Origin of the sequence: Enterobacter sp. DN, assembly GCF_046054285.1 — a bacterium.
GTDB lineage: Bacteria > Pseudomonadota > Gammaproteobacteria > Enterobacterales > Enterobacteriaceae > Enterobacter > Enterobacter hormaechei_C.
The window spans coordinates 78,877-93,652 of the sequence record NZ_JBJJTG010000012.1 but is presented as its reverse complement, the minus strand read 5'-3'; the positions used below and the strand labels follow the sequence as shown (position 1 = coordinate 93,652).

The 14,776-nt window shown below is 56.4% G+C and carries 14 protein-coding genes; 12 read left to right on the top strand and 2 right to left on the bottom strand.

Annotation, left to right across the window (positions count from 1 at the left end; translation table 11 throughout):
- Positions 1 to 33 precede the first annotated feature (33 nt).
- From priA to rraA, 7 genes are all read left to right on the top strand, one after another.
- Positions 34 to 2,229: a primosomal protein N' gene (priA, locus tag ACJTMZ_RS20865; protein WP_015569950.1), complete on the top strand. Its 2,196-nt coding sequence runs from the start codon at positions 34 to 36 to the stop codon at positions 2,227 to 2,229.
- A 119-nt stretch (positions 2,230 to 2,348) separates the two neighbouring features.
- A complete protein-coding gene (cytR, locus tag ACJTMZ_RS20860) occupies positions 2,349 to 3,374 on the top strand; it encodes a DNA-binding transcriptional regulator CytR (protein ID WP_032651968.1) in 1,026 nt (341 codons plus the stop codon).
- Between the two features lie 92 nt (positions 3,375 to 3,466).
- Entirely contained in the window at positions 3,467 to 4,435 is a 969-nt protein-coding gene (gene ftsN, locus ACJTMZ_RS20855) for a cell division protein FtsN (protein ID WP_047055747.1), read from the top strand.
- Between the two features lie 94 nt (positions 4,436 to 4,529).
- Complete coding sequence (gene hslV, locus ACJTMZ_RS20850; protein WP_003862036.1) at positions 4,530 to 5,060, top strand: ATP-dependent protease subunit HslV; 531 nt, start codon at positions 4,530 to 4,532, stop codon at positions 5,058 to 5,060.
- A gap of 9 nt (positions 5,061 to 5,069) precedes the next feature.
- Positions 5,070 to 6,401: an HslU--HslV peptidase ATPase subunit gene (gene hslU / locus ACJTMZ_RS20845; RefSeq protein WP_015569947.1), complete on the top strand. Its 1,332-nt coding sequence runs from the start codon at positions 5,070 to 5,072 to the stop codon at positions 6,399 to 6,401.
- Positions 6,402 to 6,463: 62 nt separating this feature from the next.
- Positions 6,464 to 7,390: a 1,4-dihydroxy-2-naphthoate polyprenyltransferase gene (gene menA, locus ACJTMZ_RS20840; RefSeq protein ID WP_087924327.1), complete on the top strand. Its 927-nt coding sequence runs from the start codon at positions 6,464 to 6,466 to the stop codon at positions 7,388 to 7,390.
- Between the two features lie 92 nt (positions 7,391 to 7,482).
- Entirely contained in the window at positions 7,483 to 7,968 is a 486-nt protein-coding gene (rraA, locus tag ACJTMZ_RS20835) for a ribonuclease E activity regulator RraA (protein ID WP_015569946.1), read from the top strand.
- Positions 7,969 to 8,553: 585 nt separating this feature from the next.
- On the opposite strand, the gene zapB is transcribed toward rraA, so the two are convergent.
- Positions 8,554 to 8,793 carry a septal ring assembly protein ZapB gene (gene zapB / locus ACJTMZ_RS20830; protein WP_003862031.1) on the bottom strand — a complete coding sequence of 80 codons (240 nt, stop codon included), beginning with the start codon at positions 8,791 to 8,793 and terminating at the stop codon, positions 8,554 to 8,556.
- Positions 8,794 to 9,192: 399 nt separating this feature from the next.
- Here zapB and ACJTMZ_RS20825 point away from each other — a divergent pair, with 399 nt between their 5' ends.
- The 4 genes from ACJTMZ_RS20825 (at position 9,193) to fpr (ending at position 13,544) form a co-directional block, all read left to right on the top strand.
- Positions 9,193 to 10,038 carry an MIP/aquaporin family protein gene (locus ACJTMZ_RS20825; protein ID WP_015569943.1) on the top strand — a complete coding sequence of 282 codons (846 nt, stop codon included), beginning with the start codon at positions 9,193 to 9,195 and terminating at the stop codon, positions 10,036 to 10,038.
- A 21-nt stretch (positions 10,039 to 10,059) separates the two neighbouring features.
- Positions 10,060 to 11,568 (top strand): glycerol kinase GlpK, encoded by a 1,509-nt coding sequence (gene glpK, locus ACJTMZ_RS20820; protein ID WP_006808669.1) that lies wholly within the window; start codon positions 10,060 to 10,062, stop codon positions 11,566 to 11,568.
- A 122-nt stretch (positions 11,569 to 11,690) separates the two neighbouring features.
- The gene (glpX, locus tag ACJTMZ_RS20815) at positions 11,691 to 12,701 is read left to right on the top strand and encodes a class II fructose-bisphosphatase (protein WP_015569942.1); all 1,011 of its coding nucleotides are present in this window, start codon (positions 11,691 to 11,693) and stop codon (positions 12,699 to 12,701) included.
- 96 nt (positions 12,702 to 12,797) lie between these two features.
- The gene (fpr, locus tag ACJTMZ_RS20810; RefSeq protein WP_003862024.1) at positions 12,798 to 13,544 is read left to right on the top strand and encodes a ferredoxin--NADP(+) reductase; all 747 of its coding nucleotides are present in this window, start codon (positions 12,798 to 12,800) and stop codon (positions 13,542 to 13,544) included.
- Here fpr and ACJTMZ_RS20805 read toward each other — a convergent pair whose 3' ends face one another.
- Entirely contained in the window at positions 13,545 to 13,964 is a 420-nt protein-coding gene (locus tag ACJTMZ_RS20805; RefSeq protein ID WP_006808672.1) for a DUF805 domain-containing protein, read from the bottom strand.
- 112 nt (positions 13,965 to 14,076) lie between these two features.
- Between ACJTMZ_RS20805 and ACJTMZ_RS20800 the strand changes: the two genes are divergently transcribed.
- On the top strand, positions 14,077 to 14,673 hold the full coding sequence (locus ACJTMZ_RS20800) for a DUF1454 family protein (protein ID WP_017383094.1): 597 nt from the start codon (positions 14,077 to 14,079) through the stop codon (positions 14,671 to 14,673).
- The last annotated feature ends 103 nt before the right edge of the window (positions 14,674 to 14,776 follow it).

Below are 14,776 nucleotides of genomic sequence, written 5' to 3'. Positions count from 1 at the left end.
CTAACGCGCCACTTTTCAAGTCAGGAAGATTCGATGCCCGTCGCTCACGTTGCCCTGCCCGTTCCGCTTCCCCGCACCTTTGACTACCTGCTGCCCGACAGCATGAGCGCCAAAGCGGGCTGTCGCGTGACCGTGCCGTTTGGCAAACAGCAGCGCGTGGGGATCGTGGTGTCCGTCAGCGAACACAGCGAACTGCCGCTTAACGAGCTGAAATCGGTTGTTGAGGTGCTGGACAGCGAGCCGGTTTACTCCACCAGCACCTGGCGACTGCTGCTGTGGGCGGCAGATTATTATCATCATCCGATTGGCGACGTGCTGTTCCATGCCCTGCCCATTATGCTGCGCCAGGGCAAGAGCGCCAGCCACGCGCCAATGTGGTACTGGTTTGCCACCGAGCAGGGCCAGGCGGTGGACATTAACAGCCTGAAGCGCTCGCAGAAACAGCAGCAGGCGCTGGCCGCGCTGCGCCAGGGAAAAATCTGGCGCCATCAGGTCGACGAGCTTGAGGTAAGCGAAACCGCGTTGCAGGCATTAAGGAAGAAAGGGCTGAGCGAGCTGGCCAGTGAAGCACCTGCCCTTCACGACTGGCGCGACGGCTTTTCCGTCTCGGGCGATCGCCTGCGTCTGAATACCGAGCAGGCCACCGCCGTGGGCGCGATTCACAGCGCCGCCGATCGTTTTTCCGCCTGGCTGCTGGCGGGCGTCACCGGCTCCGGTAAAACCGAAGTATATCTGAGCGTGCTGGAAAACGTGCTCGCGCAGGGCAAACAGGCGCTGGTGATGGTGCCGGAAATCGGCCTGACGCCGCAAACCATCGCGCGTTTCCGTGAACGCTTTAATGCGCCCGTTGAGGTTCTGCACTCCGGCCTGAACGACAGCGAGCGCCTCAGCGCCTGGCTGAAAGCGAAAAACGGCGAAGCAGCAATTGTGATCGGCACCCGTTCATCGCTGTTTACGCCCTTTAAAAATCTCGGCGTTATCGTAATCGATGAAGAGCATGACAGCTCCTATAAACAGCAGGAAGGCTGGCGCTATCACGCCCGCGACTTAGCCGTGTACCGCGCCCACAGCGAGCAAATCCCCATTATTCTCGGGTCCGCCACCCCCGCGCTTGAAACGCTGCACAACGTTCGCCAGCGTAAATACCACATGCTGCGCCTGACGCGCCGTGCGGGGAATGCCCGCCCGGCCATTCAGCATGTGCTGGATTTGAAAGGCCAGCAGGTGCAGGCCGGGTTAGCGCCTGCGCTGATTAGCCGCATGCGCCAGCATTTGCAGGCGGGCAACCAGGTGATCCTGTTCCTGAACCGCCGCGGCTTCGCGCCTGCGCTGCTGTGCCACGACTGCGGCTGGATCGCGGAGTGCCCGCGCTGCGATCACTACTACACCTTCCACCAGGCTCAGCGCCATTTACGCTGCCACCACTGCGACAGCCAGCGTCCGGTCCCCCGTCAATGCCCGTCCTGCGGCTCAACGCACATCGTGCCGGTCGGTCTGGGAACGGAACAGCTTGAACAGGCGCTCGCGCCCTTCTTCCCGGACGTACCCATCTCCCGTATCGACAGGGATACCACCAGCCGTAAAGGGGCGCTGGAGCAGCAACTGGCGGAAGTGCATCGCGGCGGCGCGCGCATCCTGATTGGTACTCAGATGCTGGCGAAAGGGCACCACTTCCCGGACGTGACGCTGGTCGCCCTGCTGGACGTCGACGGCGCGCTGTTCTCCGCGGATTTTCGCTCCGCCGAGCGTTTCGCCCAGCTTTATACCCAGGTTGCCGGTCGCGCTGGTCGAGCGGGTAAGCAGGGCGAGGTGGTGCTGCAAACGCACCACCCTGAACATCCGCTGCTGCAAACTCTGCTGCACAAAGGCTATGACGCCTTCGCGGACCAGGCGCTGGCCGAACGTCAGACGATGCAGCTTCCCCCATGGACCAGCCACGTTATCATCCGTGCGGAAGATCATAATAACCAGCAGGCTCCGCTGTTCCTGCAACAGCTGAGAAACCTCCTGCAAGCCAGCCCGCTGGTGGATAATCAGCTGTGGATTTTAGGCCCGGTACCCGCGCTCGCCCCGAAACGCGGCGGCCGTTTCCGCTGGCAACTGTTACTTCAGCACCCCTCGCGTATCCGTTTACAGCAGATCGTCAGCGGCACGCTGGCGCTGATCAATACCCTACCGGAAGCGCGAAAAGTGAAGTGGGTTCTTGACGTCGATCCGATTGAAGGCTGAAGACGGATCGAAAAATTTAATGCGCCTCACACTTTTTATGAAAATTCTGTAACCGATTCCATTAACTATCTGTAAAAATGGTGCTGTCCGCAGTTCGGTGTTCAGGCGAGGAGAAGACGTTGAAGTCCAGGAAAGAGGTTGCCTCGGCGACCATGAAAGACGTTGCCGAGAAAGCACAAGTCTCAACAGCAACCGTGTCCCGCGCATTGATGAACCCTGACAAAGTCTCCCAGGCGACCCGAAACCGGGTTGAAAAGGCGGCGCTTGAGGTCGGTTATTTCCCGCAAGCCATGGGGCGCAACGTTAAACGCAACGAATCCCGCACCATCCTGGTGATCGTGCCGGATATCTGCGATCCCTTCTTCAGCGAAATCATCCGCGGCATTGAGGTCACGGCCGCCGCCCAAGGCTATCTGGTGCTGATTGGCGATTGTGCTCACCAGAACCAGCAGGAAAAAACGTTCATCGACCTGATCATCACCAAGCAGATTGATGGCATGCTGCTGCTTGGCTCACGCCTGCCGTTTGATGCCAGCATTGAAGAACAGCGCAATTTACCGCCGATGGTCATGGCGAACGAATTCGCGCCGGAGCTGGAGCTGCCAACCGTTCATATCGATAACCTCACCGCCGCATTCAACGCCGTGAACTATCTTCAGGAACTGGGGCATAAGCGTATCGGCTGTATCGCCGGACCAGAAGAGATGCCGCTGTGTCATTACCGCTTGCAGGGCTACGTTCAGGCGCTGCGCCGTACCGGGGCTATCGTCGATCCGCACTACATTGCGCGCGGTGATTTCACCTTTGAAGCGGGCGGGCAGGCGCTGGAAAAATTGCTGTCCTTGCCAGAACCGCCCACCGCGGTCTTCTGCCACAGCGACGTGATGGCGCTGGGGGCGTTATCCTACGCCAAACGTCACGGCCTGCGCGTGCCGCAGGACCTGTCGATAATCGGTTTTGATAATATTTCACTTTCGGAGTTTTGCGATCCGCCGCTTTCGACCGTTGCACAGCCGCGGTATGACATCGGCCGTGAAGCGATGCTGCTTTTGCTGGATCAGCTGCACGGTCAATCAGTTAGCAGTGGGTCACGACTACTGGATTGTGAGCTGATTGTGCGCGGCTCTACCCAGGCATTAACTTAAAGTAAATACCTTTCGACACCCTTATCTGGTCAAAGCCCCGTCGCTTAAGTAACATGGCGGGCTGACGAACGAATAAATACAGCGAAACGATAGTGGCACAACGAGATTATGTACGTCGCGGCCAGCCGGCACCTTCGCGACGCAAAAAGAGTAGTTCAAAAAGCAAGCAACGCAGCCTGTCTGCTGTCTCCCCAGCTATGGTCGCCATTGCTGCGGCTGTGCTGGTGGCCTTTATTGGCGGCCTCTACTTCATTACGCATCATAAAAAAGAAGAGTCTGAAGCCCTTCAGGGTAACAAGGTCGTTGGCAACGGCCTGCCGCCGAAGCCTGAAGAGCGCTGGCGCTACATTAAAGAGCTGGAAAGCCGCCAGCCTGGCGTACGTGCGCCTACCGAGCCTTCTGCCGGGGGTGAAGTAAAGAATGCCGATCAGCTGACGGACGAACAGCGTCAATTGCTCGCTCAGATGCAGGCGGACATGCGCCAGCAGCCTACGCAGCTGAACGAAGTACCGTGGAACGAACAAACCCCGGCGCAGCGTCAGCAAACGTTGCAGCGCCAGCGTCAGGCTCAGCAGCAAACGCAACAGCAGCAGTGGACGCAGACGCAGCCGGTACAGCAGCCGCGTTCACAACCGCAGCAGCAGACGCGTACCGTACAAACTCAGCCTGTCCAGCAGCAACCGAAGGCGCAGCCGCAGAAGCAAACGGCACAGCCGTATCAGGATCTGTTGCAGACGCCTGCGCATACCACTGCGCAACAGCCAAAAACGCAGCAGGCTGCGCCGGTCACCAAAGAGACCGAGGCACCGAAGCAGACGGCTGAGAAAAAAGATGAACGCCGCTGGATGGTTCAGTGCGGTTCGTTTAAAGGCGCCGAACAGGCAGAAACGGTGCGTGCTCAGCTGGCATTTGAAGGATTTGACTCTCGCATTACCACCAACAACGGCTGGAATCGCGTAGTGATTGGACCGGTCAAAGGCAAAGAAAACGCAGACGGCACCATTTCCCGTTTGAAAGTGGCTGGCCACACAAACTGCATTCGACTCGCCTCCGGGGGTTGAAACCCCCAAAATCCCCCCCATCTATCATTTAATTCAGCCCTGAGCACAGGCTCAGGGCTTCTGTTTCCCGAATCTGTAACCAGGGGGTCTGCTCGTGACAACAATAGTAAGTGTACGCCGTAACGGCCAGGTGGTAATTGCCGGTGATGGCCAGGCCACGCTGGGTAATACCGTCATGAAAGGCAACGTGAAGAAAGTACGTCGTCTTTATAACGACAAAGTGATCGCCGGTTTCGCAGGCGGCACGGCTGATGCCTTCACGCTGTTTGAACTGTTTGAACGCAAACTGGAAATGCATCAGGGTCATCTGGTGAAAGCCGCCGTTGAGCTGGCAAAAGACTGGCGTACCGACCGCATGCTGCGCAAGCTCGAAGCGCTGCTGGCCGTGGCTGACGAAAACGCCTCGCTGATCATCACCGGTAACGGCGACGTGGTTCAGCCTGAAAACGACCTGATTGCCATCGGCTCTGGCGGCCCGTACGCCCAGGCCGCAGCCCGTGCGCTGTTGGAAAATACCGACATGAACGCGCGCGATATCGCGGTGAAAGCGTTGGATATTGCAGGTGATATCTGCATCTATACCAACCACAATCACACCATCGAAGAATTACCGTCTAAAGCGTAAGGATCGCCCATGTCTGAAATGACCCCACGCGAAATTGTCAGCGAACTGAACAAGCACATTATCGGCCAGGACGACGCCAAGCGCTCCGTGGCTATCGCACTGCGTAACCGCTGGCGTCGCATGCAGCTCGACGAAGAGCTTCGCCACGAAGTGACACCCAAAAATATTCTGATGATCGGCCCGACCGGTGTGGGTAAAACCGAAATCGCCCGTCGTCTGGCCAAACTGGCTAACGCGCCGTTCATCAAAGTTGAAGCCACCAAGTTCACCGAAGTGGGCTATGTGGGTAAAGAAGTGGACTCCATCATCCGCGACCTGACCGACTCGGCGATTAAGATGGTGCGTGTCCAGGCAATTGAGAAAAACCGCTATCGCGCCGAAGAGATGGCCGAAGAGCGTATTCTCGACGTGCTGATCCCACCGGCAAAAAACAACTGGGGACAGGCTGAACAGCAGCCTGAACCTTCTGCTGCGCGTCAGGCATTCCGCAAAAAACTGCGCGAAGGCGAGCTGGACGACAAAGAGATTGAGATCGATCTCGCTGCCGCGCCAATGGGCGTGGAAATTATGGCACCTCCGGGCATGGAAGAGATGACCAGCCAGTTGCAGTCCATGTTCCAGAACCTGGGCGGGCAGAAGCAGAAAGCGCGTAAGCTGAAAATCAAAGACGCGATGAAGCTGCTGATTGAAGAAGAAGCCGCGAAGCTGGTTAACCCGGAAGAGCTGAAACAGGATGCTATCGACGCGGTTGAGCAGCACGGTATCGTGTTTATCGACGAAATCGACAAGATCTGTAAGCGCGGCAACGCGTCCGGCCCGGATGTCTCACGCGAAGGCGTTCAGCGCGACCTGCTGCCGCTGGTGGAAGGTTGCACCGTCTCCACCAAGCACGGCATGGTTAAAACTGACCACATTCTGTTTATCGCCTCCGGTGCGTTCCAGATTGCCAGCCCGTCTGACCTGATCCCGGAACTTCAGGGACGTCTGCCAATCCGCGTCGAGTTACAGGCGCTGACCACCGAAGATTTCGAACGTATCCTGACTGAGCCAAACGCTTCTGTGACCGTACAGTACAAAGCGCTGATGGCGACCGAAGGCGTGAACATTGAATTTACCGATGACGGTATCAAGCGCATCGCCCAGGCCGCGTGGCAGGTCAACGAAACCACCGAAAACATCGGTGCGCGTCGTCTGCACACCGTGCTGGAACGCCTGATGGAAGACATCTCTTATGATGCGAGCGACCTTAACGGTCAAAGCATTACCATTGACGCAGACTATGTGGGCAAACACCTGGATGCGTTAGTGGCAGATGAAGATCTGAGCCGTTTTATTCTATAATCGCGTTCAATGCATTTTCATCACTGTTGATGGGGGCTATGGCCCCCATTTTTATTGGCTAAATAACTATGACTGATATCAGCCGTACACAGGCGTGGCTCGAAAGTCTGCGTCCTAAAACGCTTCCTCTGGCTTTTGCCGCCATTATCGTCGGTACCACGCTTGCCTGGTGGCAGGGTCATTTCGATCCGCTGGTAGCAGGTCTGGCGCTTGTCACCGCCGGGCTGCTGCAAATCCTCTCTAATCTCGCCAATGATTACGGCGATGCGGTAAAAGGCAGCGACAAGCCTGACCGCATCGGGCCGCTGCGCGGCATGCAAAAAGGGGTGATTACCCAGGCACAGATGAAGCGGGCGCTGATTATCACCGTGGTGTTGATTTGCCTGTCCGGGCTGGCGCTGGTGACGGTCGCCTCGAAAACCACCAGTGATTTCATTGGCTTCCTGGTGCTGGGCTTGCTCGCCATTATTGCAGCCATTACCTATACCGTCGGGACGCGTCCTTACGGGTATATTGGTCTGGGCGACATCTCCGTGCTGGTGTTCTTCGGCTGGCTGAGCGTGATGGGAAGCTGGTACTTACAGGCGCACACGGTGATCCCTGCCCTGTTCCTGCCGGCGACCGCCTGTGGTCTGCTGGCGACGGCGGTGCTGAATATCAATAATCTGCGCGACATCGATAGCGACCGCGAGAACGGTAAAAACACGCTGGCCGTGCGTCTGGGTCCGGTGAATGCACGCCGCTATCACGCCTGCCTGCTCATCGGCGCGCTGGTCTGCCTGGCGCTGTTCAATCTGATTTCGCTGCACAGCCTCTGGGGCTGGCTGTTTGTGCTCGCCGCACCGCTGCTGATTAAGCAGGCCCGCTACGTTATGCGTGAACTCAGCCCGGCCGCCATGCCACCGATGCTGGAACGTACGGTAAAAGGCGCGCTGTTGACTAACCTGCTGTTCGTCATCGGGATTGTCTTAAGCCAGACGCTGAGTTAGCTGACAAATATCAATTAACAATTGATGATTTTGCCAACAACGCATTTCGCACGATATACTGAACACATTCGCAGCAACAGAGCGTTAAACCTATGAAATACGATACCTCCGAGCTTTGTGACATCTACCAGGAAGATGTCAACGTCGTTGAACCCCTGTTCTCCAACTTTGGTGGACGGTCGTCGTTTGGCGGACAAATCATCACGGTGAAATGTTTCGAGGACAACGGGTTGCTGTACGATCTGCTCGAAGAGAACGGCCGTGGCCGCGTTCTGGTGGTCGACGGCGGCGGTTCCGTGCGCCGTGCATTGATTGATGCTGAACTGGCGGGAATTGCCGTCCAGAACGAGTGGGAAGGCATTGTGGTGTACGGTTCCGTGCGTCAGGTGGACGATCTCGAAGACCTGGATATCGGGATTCAGGCCATCGCGGCCATACCGGTAGGCGCAGCGGGCGACGGCATCGGCGAAAGCGACGTGCGCGTCAATTTCGGCGGCGTGACTTTCTTCTCGGGTGACCACCTTTATGCTGACAATACCGGCATTATCCTTTCTGAGGATGCGCTGGATATTGAGTAGTTAATCGGTAAGCGAGATGCATAAAAAAACCGCCAACAGCAATGTGGCGGTTTTTTTGTCCCTCGGGATTCGCGGTCCGTTGGGTGATATTGCAACCTTTAACCAGGATTTTTATCTTACCCTGGTTCATTCCTCAGGTAACCCCTGTCGACCCTTTATAAATTCCTAATTATGTGTGGAAACCTTAACTCCGCAGCTGTTGCTCATTATGATGCTGTGTCCCTTTCCGCCATCTCGCAAATGGGCATCGGTCCAGGGGAAGGTGTATTCACAACCGTAAAGCAACCTTTAACCGGGCTTGTGTCCACCGACTTATCACCGATGGTGAACGGTGGAGCGGTAAGCAGCAGGGACCGCATAATGAAACGCTATTTATGTATCGCGTTCATTGTCGCCAGCGTACTCGTTGTAAAGAGCGATGAACCTGTTGGGTTTGTTGCTTTTGCTACGACAGCGCAGGACAAGTAGCGTTAAGGCCGCCCAGGGCGGCCTTTTTTATGGTTTGATATCGGTTAGCGGAAACCATAAAAAAGCCGGGTGGCGGCTTCGCCTTACCCGGCCTGTTCAATGCATTCCCTAAGGAAATCAAACTTCTTCCATACGTCCCAGCAGCGCCTGCAAGCGTTCCTGCCAGCCGTTCTGCTGTTCGCGCAGCTGGTTGTTTTCGCGCTCCAGTTCTTCACGGCTGTGTTGAGCATTCTGAACTTCCTGTGACAGGGAGTTGTTCTTCTCTTTCAGCTCTTCAATTTCCATTTGCAGCAGCGTGATGGTGTCAATCGCCTGCTGTACTTTCGATTCCAGTTTCTCAAACACTTCTAAAGACATGATCCTACCTCTCCTGAATTGCAAGGCGACGCTTTAACGTAAACGCGCACAACATATGTTCCGATTGTATGGAGCGCCGTCGCCCCTGTCCAGCGGCATGCCACGCAGATCGCGGTTTGCAACACTTTTCGGCCTCGTCCTGGTGCGTTCGCCGCATATACCCCTAAGTTGTTAACCCATAAGTTAAAGAAATGATTCAGCCCATAATCATTATCTGATGCAAAAACGCGCTTTATGGCGCGAAAACGCTCATTTTATTGACGCAGACCACACATTTAGATTTCGATATTTCTCGTTTGTGCTCGTTAACGATAAATTAACACTATGTCTACAGGGCATCGTGACTGTCACGGGCGGTCACGCAAACAATAAACATTACTCTTTTGCAGGATTCCGATTATGAGTCAGACATCAACCTTAAAAGGCCAGTGTATTGCCGAGTTCCTGGGTACCGGGTTGTTGATATTCTTCGGAGTAGGCTGTGTCGCAGCACTGAAAGTGGCGGGTGCCAGTTTTGGTCAGTGGGAAATCAGTATTATCTGGGGTCTGGGCGTGGCGATGGCCATCTACCTGACCGCAGGGGTTTCCGGTGCACATCTTAACCCGGCGGTGACCATCGCGTTGTGGCTATTCGCGTGTTTTGACGGACGCAAAGTTGTTCCTTTTATCATTTCGCAATTTGCCGGCGCCTTTTGCGCAGCGGCGTTAGTTTACGGGCTTTATTACAATCTTTTCATCGACTTCGAACAGACGCATCATATGGTGCGTGGCAGTGTCGAAAGTCTGGATCTGGCAGGCATTTTCTCAACGTATCCGAATCCGCATATCAATTTTGTGCAGGCGTTCGCGGTTGAGATGGTGATTACCGCTATTCTGATGGGCGTCATCATGGCGCTGGGCGACGATGGAAACGGCATTCCGCGCGGCCCGCTGGCGCCACTTTTGATTGGCCTTCTGATTGCGGTAATTGGCGCATCCATGGGTCCGCTGACCGGCTTTGCGATGAATCCGGCGCGTGACCTGGGTCCAAAAACCTTCGCCTTCTTTGCGGGATGGGGCGATGTCGCCTTCACGGGCGGCAAAGACATTCCTTACTTCCTGGTTCCGCTGTTCGGGCCAATCGTAGGGGCGGCGCTGGGCGCATTCGGCTATCGCAAATTAATTGGTCGCCACTTACCGTGCGACACCTGTGTGGAAGAGGAGAAAGAGACGGCTTCCACCACACAACAAAAAGCTTCGCTGTAATCTGACTACGGGACACATACCATGACCGAAAAAAAATATATCGTTGCGCTCGACCAGGGCACCACCAGCTCCCGCGCTGTCGTAATGGATCATGACGCGAACATTGTCAGCGTGTCTCAACGCGAATTTGAGCAAATTTATCCGCGTCCAGGCTGGGTAGAACACGACCCGATGGAGATCTGGGCGTCGCAAAGCTCCACGCTGGTGGAAGTGCTGGCGAAAGCCGACATCAGTTCTGACCAGATTGCCGCTATCGGTATCACCAACCAGCGTGAAACGACTGTGGTCTGGGAGCGAGAAACCGGTAAGCCCATCTACAACGCCATTGTCTGGCAGTGCCGTCGTACGTCAGAGATCTGCGAACAGCTGAAGCGCGAAGGAATGGAAGAGTACGTGCGCAGCGCCACCGGCCTGGTGGTTGACCCCTATTTCTCCGGCACCAAAGTGAAGTGGATCCTCGACCACGTGGAAGGTTCACGCGAGCGCGCACGACGTGGCGAGCTACTGTTCGGCACCGTCGATACCTGGCTTATCTGGAAGATGACTCAGGGACGCGTTCACGTTACCGACTACACCAACGCCTCGCGCACCATGCTGTTCAACATCAACACCCTTGAGTGGGATGACAAGATGCTGGACGCGCTGGACATTCCGCGCGCGATGCTGCCAGAAGTCCGTAAGTCTTCAGAAGTGTATGGCCAGACCAACATTGGCGGTAAAGGTGGCACCCGTATTCCTATCGCCGGTATCGCCGGTGACCAGCAGGCGGCCCTGTTCGGCCAGCTGTGCGTCAAGGAAGGGATGGCGAAGAACACCTACGGCACCGGTTGTTTTATGCTGATGAACACCGGCGAGAAAGCGGTGAAATCAGAAAACGGTCTGCTGACCACCATCGCCTGCGGCCCGCGCGGCGAAGTGAACTATGCCCTGGAAGGCGCGGTATTCATGGCGGGTGCCTCCATTCAGTGGCTGCGCGACGAGATGAAGCTGATCAGCGATGCGTTTGACTCCGAATACTTCGCGACCAAAGTGAAAGACACCAACGGCGTGTACGTGGTGCCAGCGTTCACCGGTCTGGGCGCACCGTACTGGGATCCGTATGCCCGCGGCGCGATTTTCGGCCTGACGCGCGGCGTGAACTCAAACCACATCATTCGCGCGACGCTGGAATCCATCGCCTACCAGACGCGCGACGTGCTGGAAGCGATGCAGGCTGACTCCGGCATTCGTCTGCACGCCCTGCGCGTGGACGGCGGTGCGGTAGCCAACAACTTCCTGATGCAGTTCCAGTCCGACATTCTGGGCACCCGCGTTGAACGTCCTGAGGTGCGAGAAGTGACGGCGCTGGGCGCGGCGTATCTGGCAGGTCTGGCGGTTGGCTTCTGGCAAAACCTCGACGAGCTTCAGGAAAAAGCGGTTATCGAACGCGAATTCCGTCCTGGCATCGAAACCACCGAGCGCAACTACCGCTATAGCGGCTGGAAGAAAGCGGTGAAACGTGCCCTGGCGTGGGAAGAGCACGACGAGTAAACCTATATTCCCTCTCCCCTGGGAGAGGGTTAGGGTGAGGGGCTCCGACCGCACCGGTCCCTTCGCCCCTCCCCACTCTGTGATAAACTTCGTGCAATTCCTTTTGATTGTACGAGTACCTCATGAAACGTGAACTTGCTATCGAGTTTTCCCGCGTCACCGAAGCTGCCGCCCTCGCAGGCTACAAGTGGCTGGGCCGTGGCGACAAAAATACCGCAGACGGCGCTGCCGTCCACGCCATGCGCATTGTGCTTAATCAGGTCAATATCGATGGCACTATCGTCATTGGCGAAGGCGAAATCGACGAAGCCCCGATGCTCTACATCGGTGAAAAAGTCGGGACGGGCAAAGGTGATGCGGTGGATATCGCGGTCGACCCGATCGAAGGCACGCGTATGACGGCGATGGGCCAGGCCAACGCGCTGGCGGTACTGGCGGTGGGCGATAAGGGCTGCTTCCTCAACGCCCCCGATATGTATATGGAAAAACTGATCGTCGGTCCTGGCGCTAAAGGCGCTATCGACCTTAGCCTGCCGCTGGACGCCAACCTGCGCAATATCGCTGCGGCGCTGGGTAAAGCGCTCAGCGAACTCACCGTGACCATTCTGGCGAAACCGCGCCACGACGCCACCATTGCGTACCTGCAAGCGCTCGGCGTACGCGTGTTTGCTATTCCGGATGGCGACGTTGCCGCCTCTATTCTGACCTGCATGCCTGACAGCGAAGTCGACGTGCTTTACGGCATCGGCGGCGCGCCGGAGGGTGTGGTCTCTGCGGCAGTGATCCGCGCGCTGGACGGCGATATGCAGGCGCGTTTGCTGCCACGCCATGAGGTCAAAGGCGACAGCGACGAGAACCTTCGCATTGGTGCAGACGAACTGGCGCGCTGCGCGGCGATGGGCATCGAGGCCAATAAAGTGCTCGCGCTGAACGAGATGGCCCGCAGCGATAACGTGGTCTTCTCCGCAACCGGCATCACCAAAGGCGATCTGCTGGACGGCATCACCCGCAAGGGCAACATGGCCACCACTGAAACCCTGCTGATCCGTGGTAAATCCCGCACCATTCGTCGCATTAAGTCCATTCATTATCTCGATCGTAAAGATCCGGACGTACAGACGCACATTCTGTAAAACCGTTTGATCGATAGAGCTTTCCGGCCCGAATGGGCTGGAAATGTTTCCCGCAAGTACGGAAGATAGAAGAGAGAAACAGCACAGGAGAAGATCATGGCGGACTGGGTAACAGGTAAAGTCACAAAGGTACAGTTCTGGACCGATGCGCTATTTAGCCTCACGCTGCACGCTCCCGTTCATCCGTTTACTGCCGGGCAGTTTGCCAAGCTCGGGTTGGATATCGACGGTGAACGCGTACAGCGCGCCTACTCTTACGTTAATGCGCCTGATAACCCGGACCTTGAGTTCTATCTGGTCACCGTCCCGGACGGTAAGCTCAGCCCGCGCCTCGCCGCGCTGAAACCGGGCGATGAAGTGCAGATTGTCTCCGACGCGGCGGGGTTCTTCGTGCTGGATGAAATCCCCGACTGTGACACGCTCTGGATGCTGGCGACCGGCACGGCCATTGGCCCGTATCTTTCCATTCTGCAATACGGCAAAGATCTGGAGCGCTTTAAAAATATCGTGCTGGTTCACGCCGCGCGCTACGCCGCAGACCTGAGCTATTTGCCGCAGATGCAGGCGCTGGAACAGCGATATGGCGGGAAGTTAAAAATTCAGACGGTGGTCAGCCGCGAAACCGCAGCCGGCTCGTTAACCGGTCGCGTTCCGGCGTTGATTGAAAGCGGCGCGCTGGAAGAAGCGGTGGGTTTACCGATGAATACCGAAACCAGCCATGTGATGCTGTGCGGTAATCCGCAGATGGTACGCGATACGCAGCAGTTGCTGAAGGATACCCGGCAGATGACGAAGCACCTTCGCCGCCGGCCGGGCCACATGACCGCCGAACACTACTGGTGATCAGCGGTACTTCACCTCAAGGGTATCTTTTCCATATTTGTTCTCGCTCTGGGTGCCGATAAACGCGCCCAGTTCGACAACCATCATTACAAAGATAACCGTCGGCAGCAGTCTGCCCACCACCCATGGGAGGATTGAGGGCAGCATTGACCAGTTCCCCGCCACCAGCATCCACGCCAGAATAATCAGGAAAGCCCATGCGCCGGAGCGGCCACGATCGTGCAGACGTTTCACCACTACGGCGGCGGTTGGCCACAGTAAACAGACCAGCGCAAATGCCGCCGTTTGCGTGCTCAGCCATGCGTTGTAGGCAACAAAAAACAGAAGCAGCATGGCGACAACCCACGTTGCAATCCAGATCCAGAAGTCACGGCGTCCAATACGCCCTTTGAATGAAAACAGCCACTGCTGTATGGTCATGTAAGGTTCCTTATTATTGTTTAGCCCGCATTTTACCCTGGAGTTGTGACCTTTTGACAAGCCGACCAGATATCGTTTTAATCATGGGCAATGACGGCCAGGGGCAATGTTGATGAAAAGTTCGGCACACTCTCTTTATTTGTGTTTAGCGATGCTGAGCGCCAGTTTTTCCCTGTATGCCGCGGAAACGGCTTCCCCGGTCACCGCCCCCTATCTTCTGGCGGGCGCCCCCTCTTTCGATCAATCTATCAGCCAGTTCCGCGAAGCCTTCAACAAAGAAAACCCCTCACTTCCGCTGGGAGAGTTCCGTGCGATTGACAGCGCCCGCGATACGCCGACCCTGACCCGCGCGGCCAGCAAAATTAACGAGAATCTGTATGCCTCTACCGCCCTTGAGCGCGGAACGTTAAAAATCAAAAGTATGCAGATCACCTGGCTGCCGATTCAGGGGCCAGAGCAGAAAGCGGCGAAAGCGAAAGCGCTGGAGTACATGAGCGCTATTCTGCGCGCCTTTACCCCCACCTTCACGAAAGCGCAAAGCCAGCAAAAGCTGCAAAAACTGCTTACCGCCGGGAAAAACAAACGCTATTACGCCGATACGGAAGGTGCCGTTCGCTATGTCGTCGCAGATAACGGCGAAAAGGGGCTGACCTTCGCGGTTGAACCGATTAAGCTGGCCCTATCAGACGCACTCGAGGGGGCGAATTAATGACAAAAAGCAAAGCCTTTCGAGGGAAAATCTCTATACTGATTCACAGACCATGCTGCCCGACAGGGCGGCCATATTCCTTAATTCGCTTATTGAGCGTGGA

Coding starts and splice junctions, on each gene's coding strand:
- ACJTMZ_RS20825 (WP_015569943.1), top strand. CDS start 9,193: ATGAGTCAGACATCAACCTTAAAAGGCCAGTGTATTGCCGAGTTCCTG.
- priA (WP_015569950.1), top strand. CDS start 34: ATGCCCGTCGCTCACGTTGCCCTGCCCGTTCCGCTTCCCCGCACCTTT.
- glpK (WP_006808669.1), top strand. CDS start 10,060: ATGACCGAAAAAAAATATATCGTTGCGCTCGACCAGGGCACCACCAGC.
- ACJTMZ_RS20805 (WP_006808672.1), bottom strand. CDS start 13,964: ATGACCATACAGCAGTGGCTGTTTTCATTCAAAGGGCGTATTGGACGC.
- hslU (WP_015569947.1), top strand. CDS start 5,070: ATGTCTGAAATGACCCCACGCGAAATTGTCAGCGAACTGAACAAGCAC.
- rraA (WP_015569946.1), top strand. CDS start 7,483: ATGAAATACGATACCTCCGAGCTTTGTGACATCTACCAGGAAGATGTC.
- zapB (WP_003862031.1), bottom strand. CDS start 8,793: ATGTCTTTAGAAGTGTTTGAGAAACTGGAATCGAAAGTACAGCAGGCG.
- ACJTMZ_RS20800 (WP_017383094.1), top strand. CDS start 14,077: ATGAAAAGTTCGGCACACTCTCTTTATTTGTGTTTAGCGATGCTGAGC.
- fpr (WP_003862024.1), top strand. CDS start 12,798: ATGGCGGACTGGGTAACAGGTAAAGTCACAAAGGTACAGTTCTGGACC.
- glpX (WP_015569942.1), top strand. CDS start 11,691: ATGAAACGTGAACTTGCTATCGAGTTTTCCCGCGTCACCGAAGCTGCC.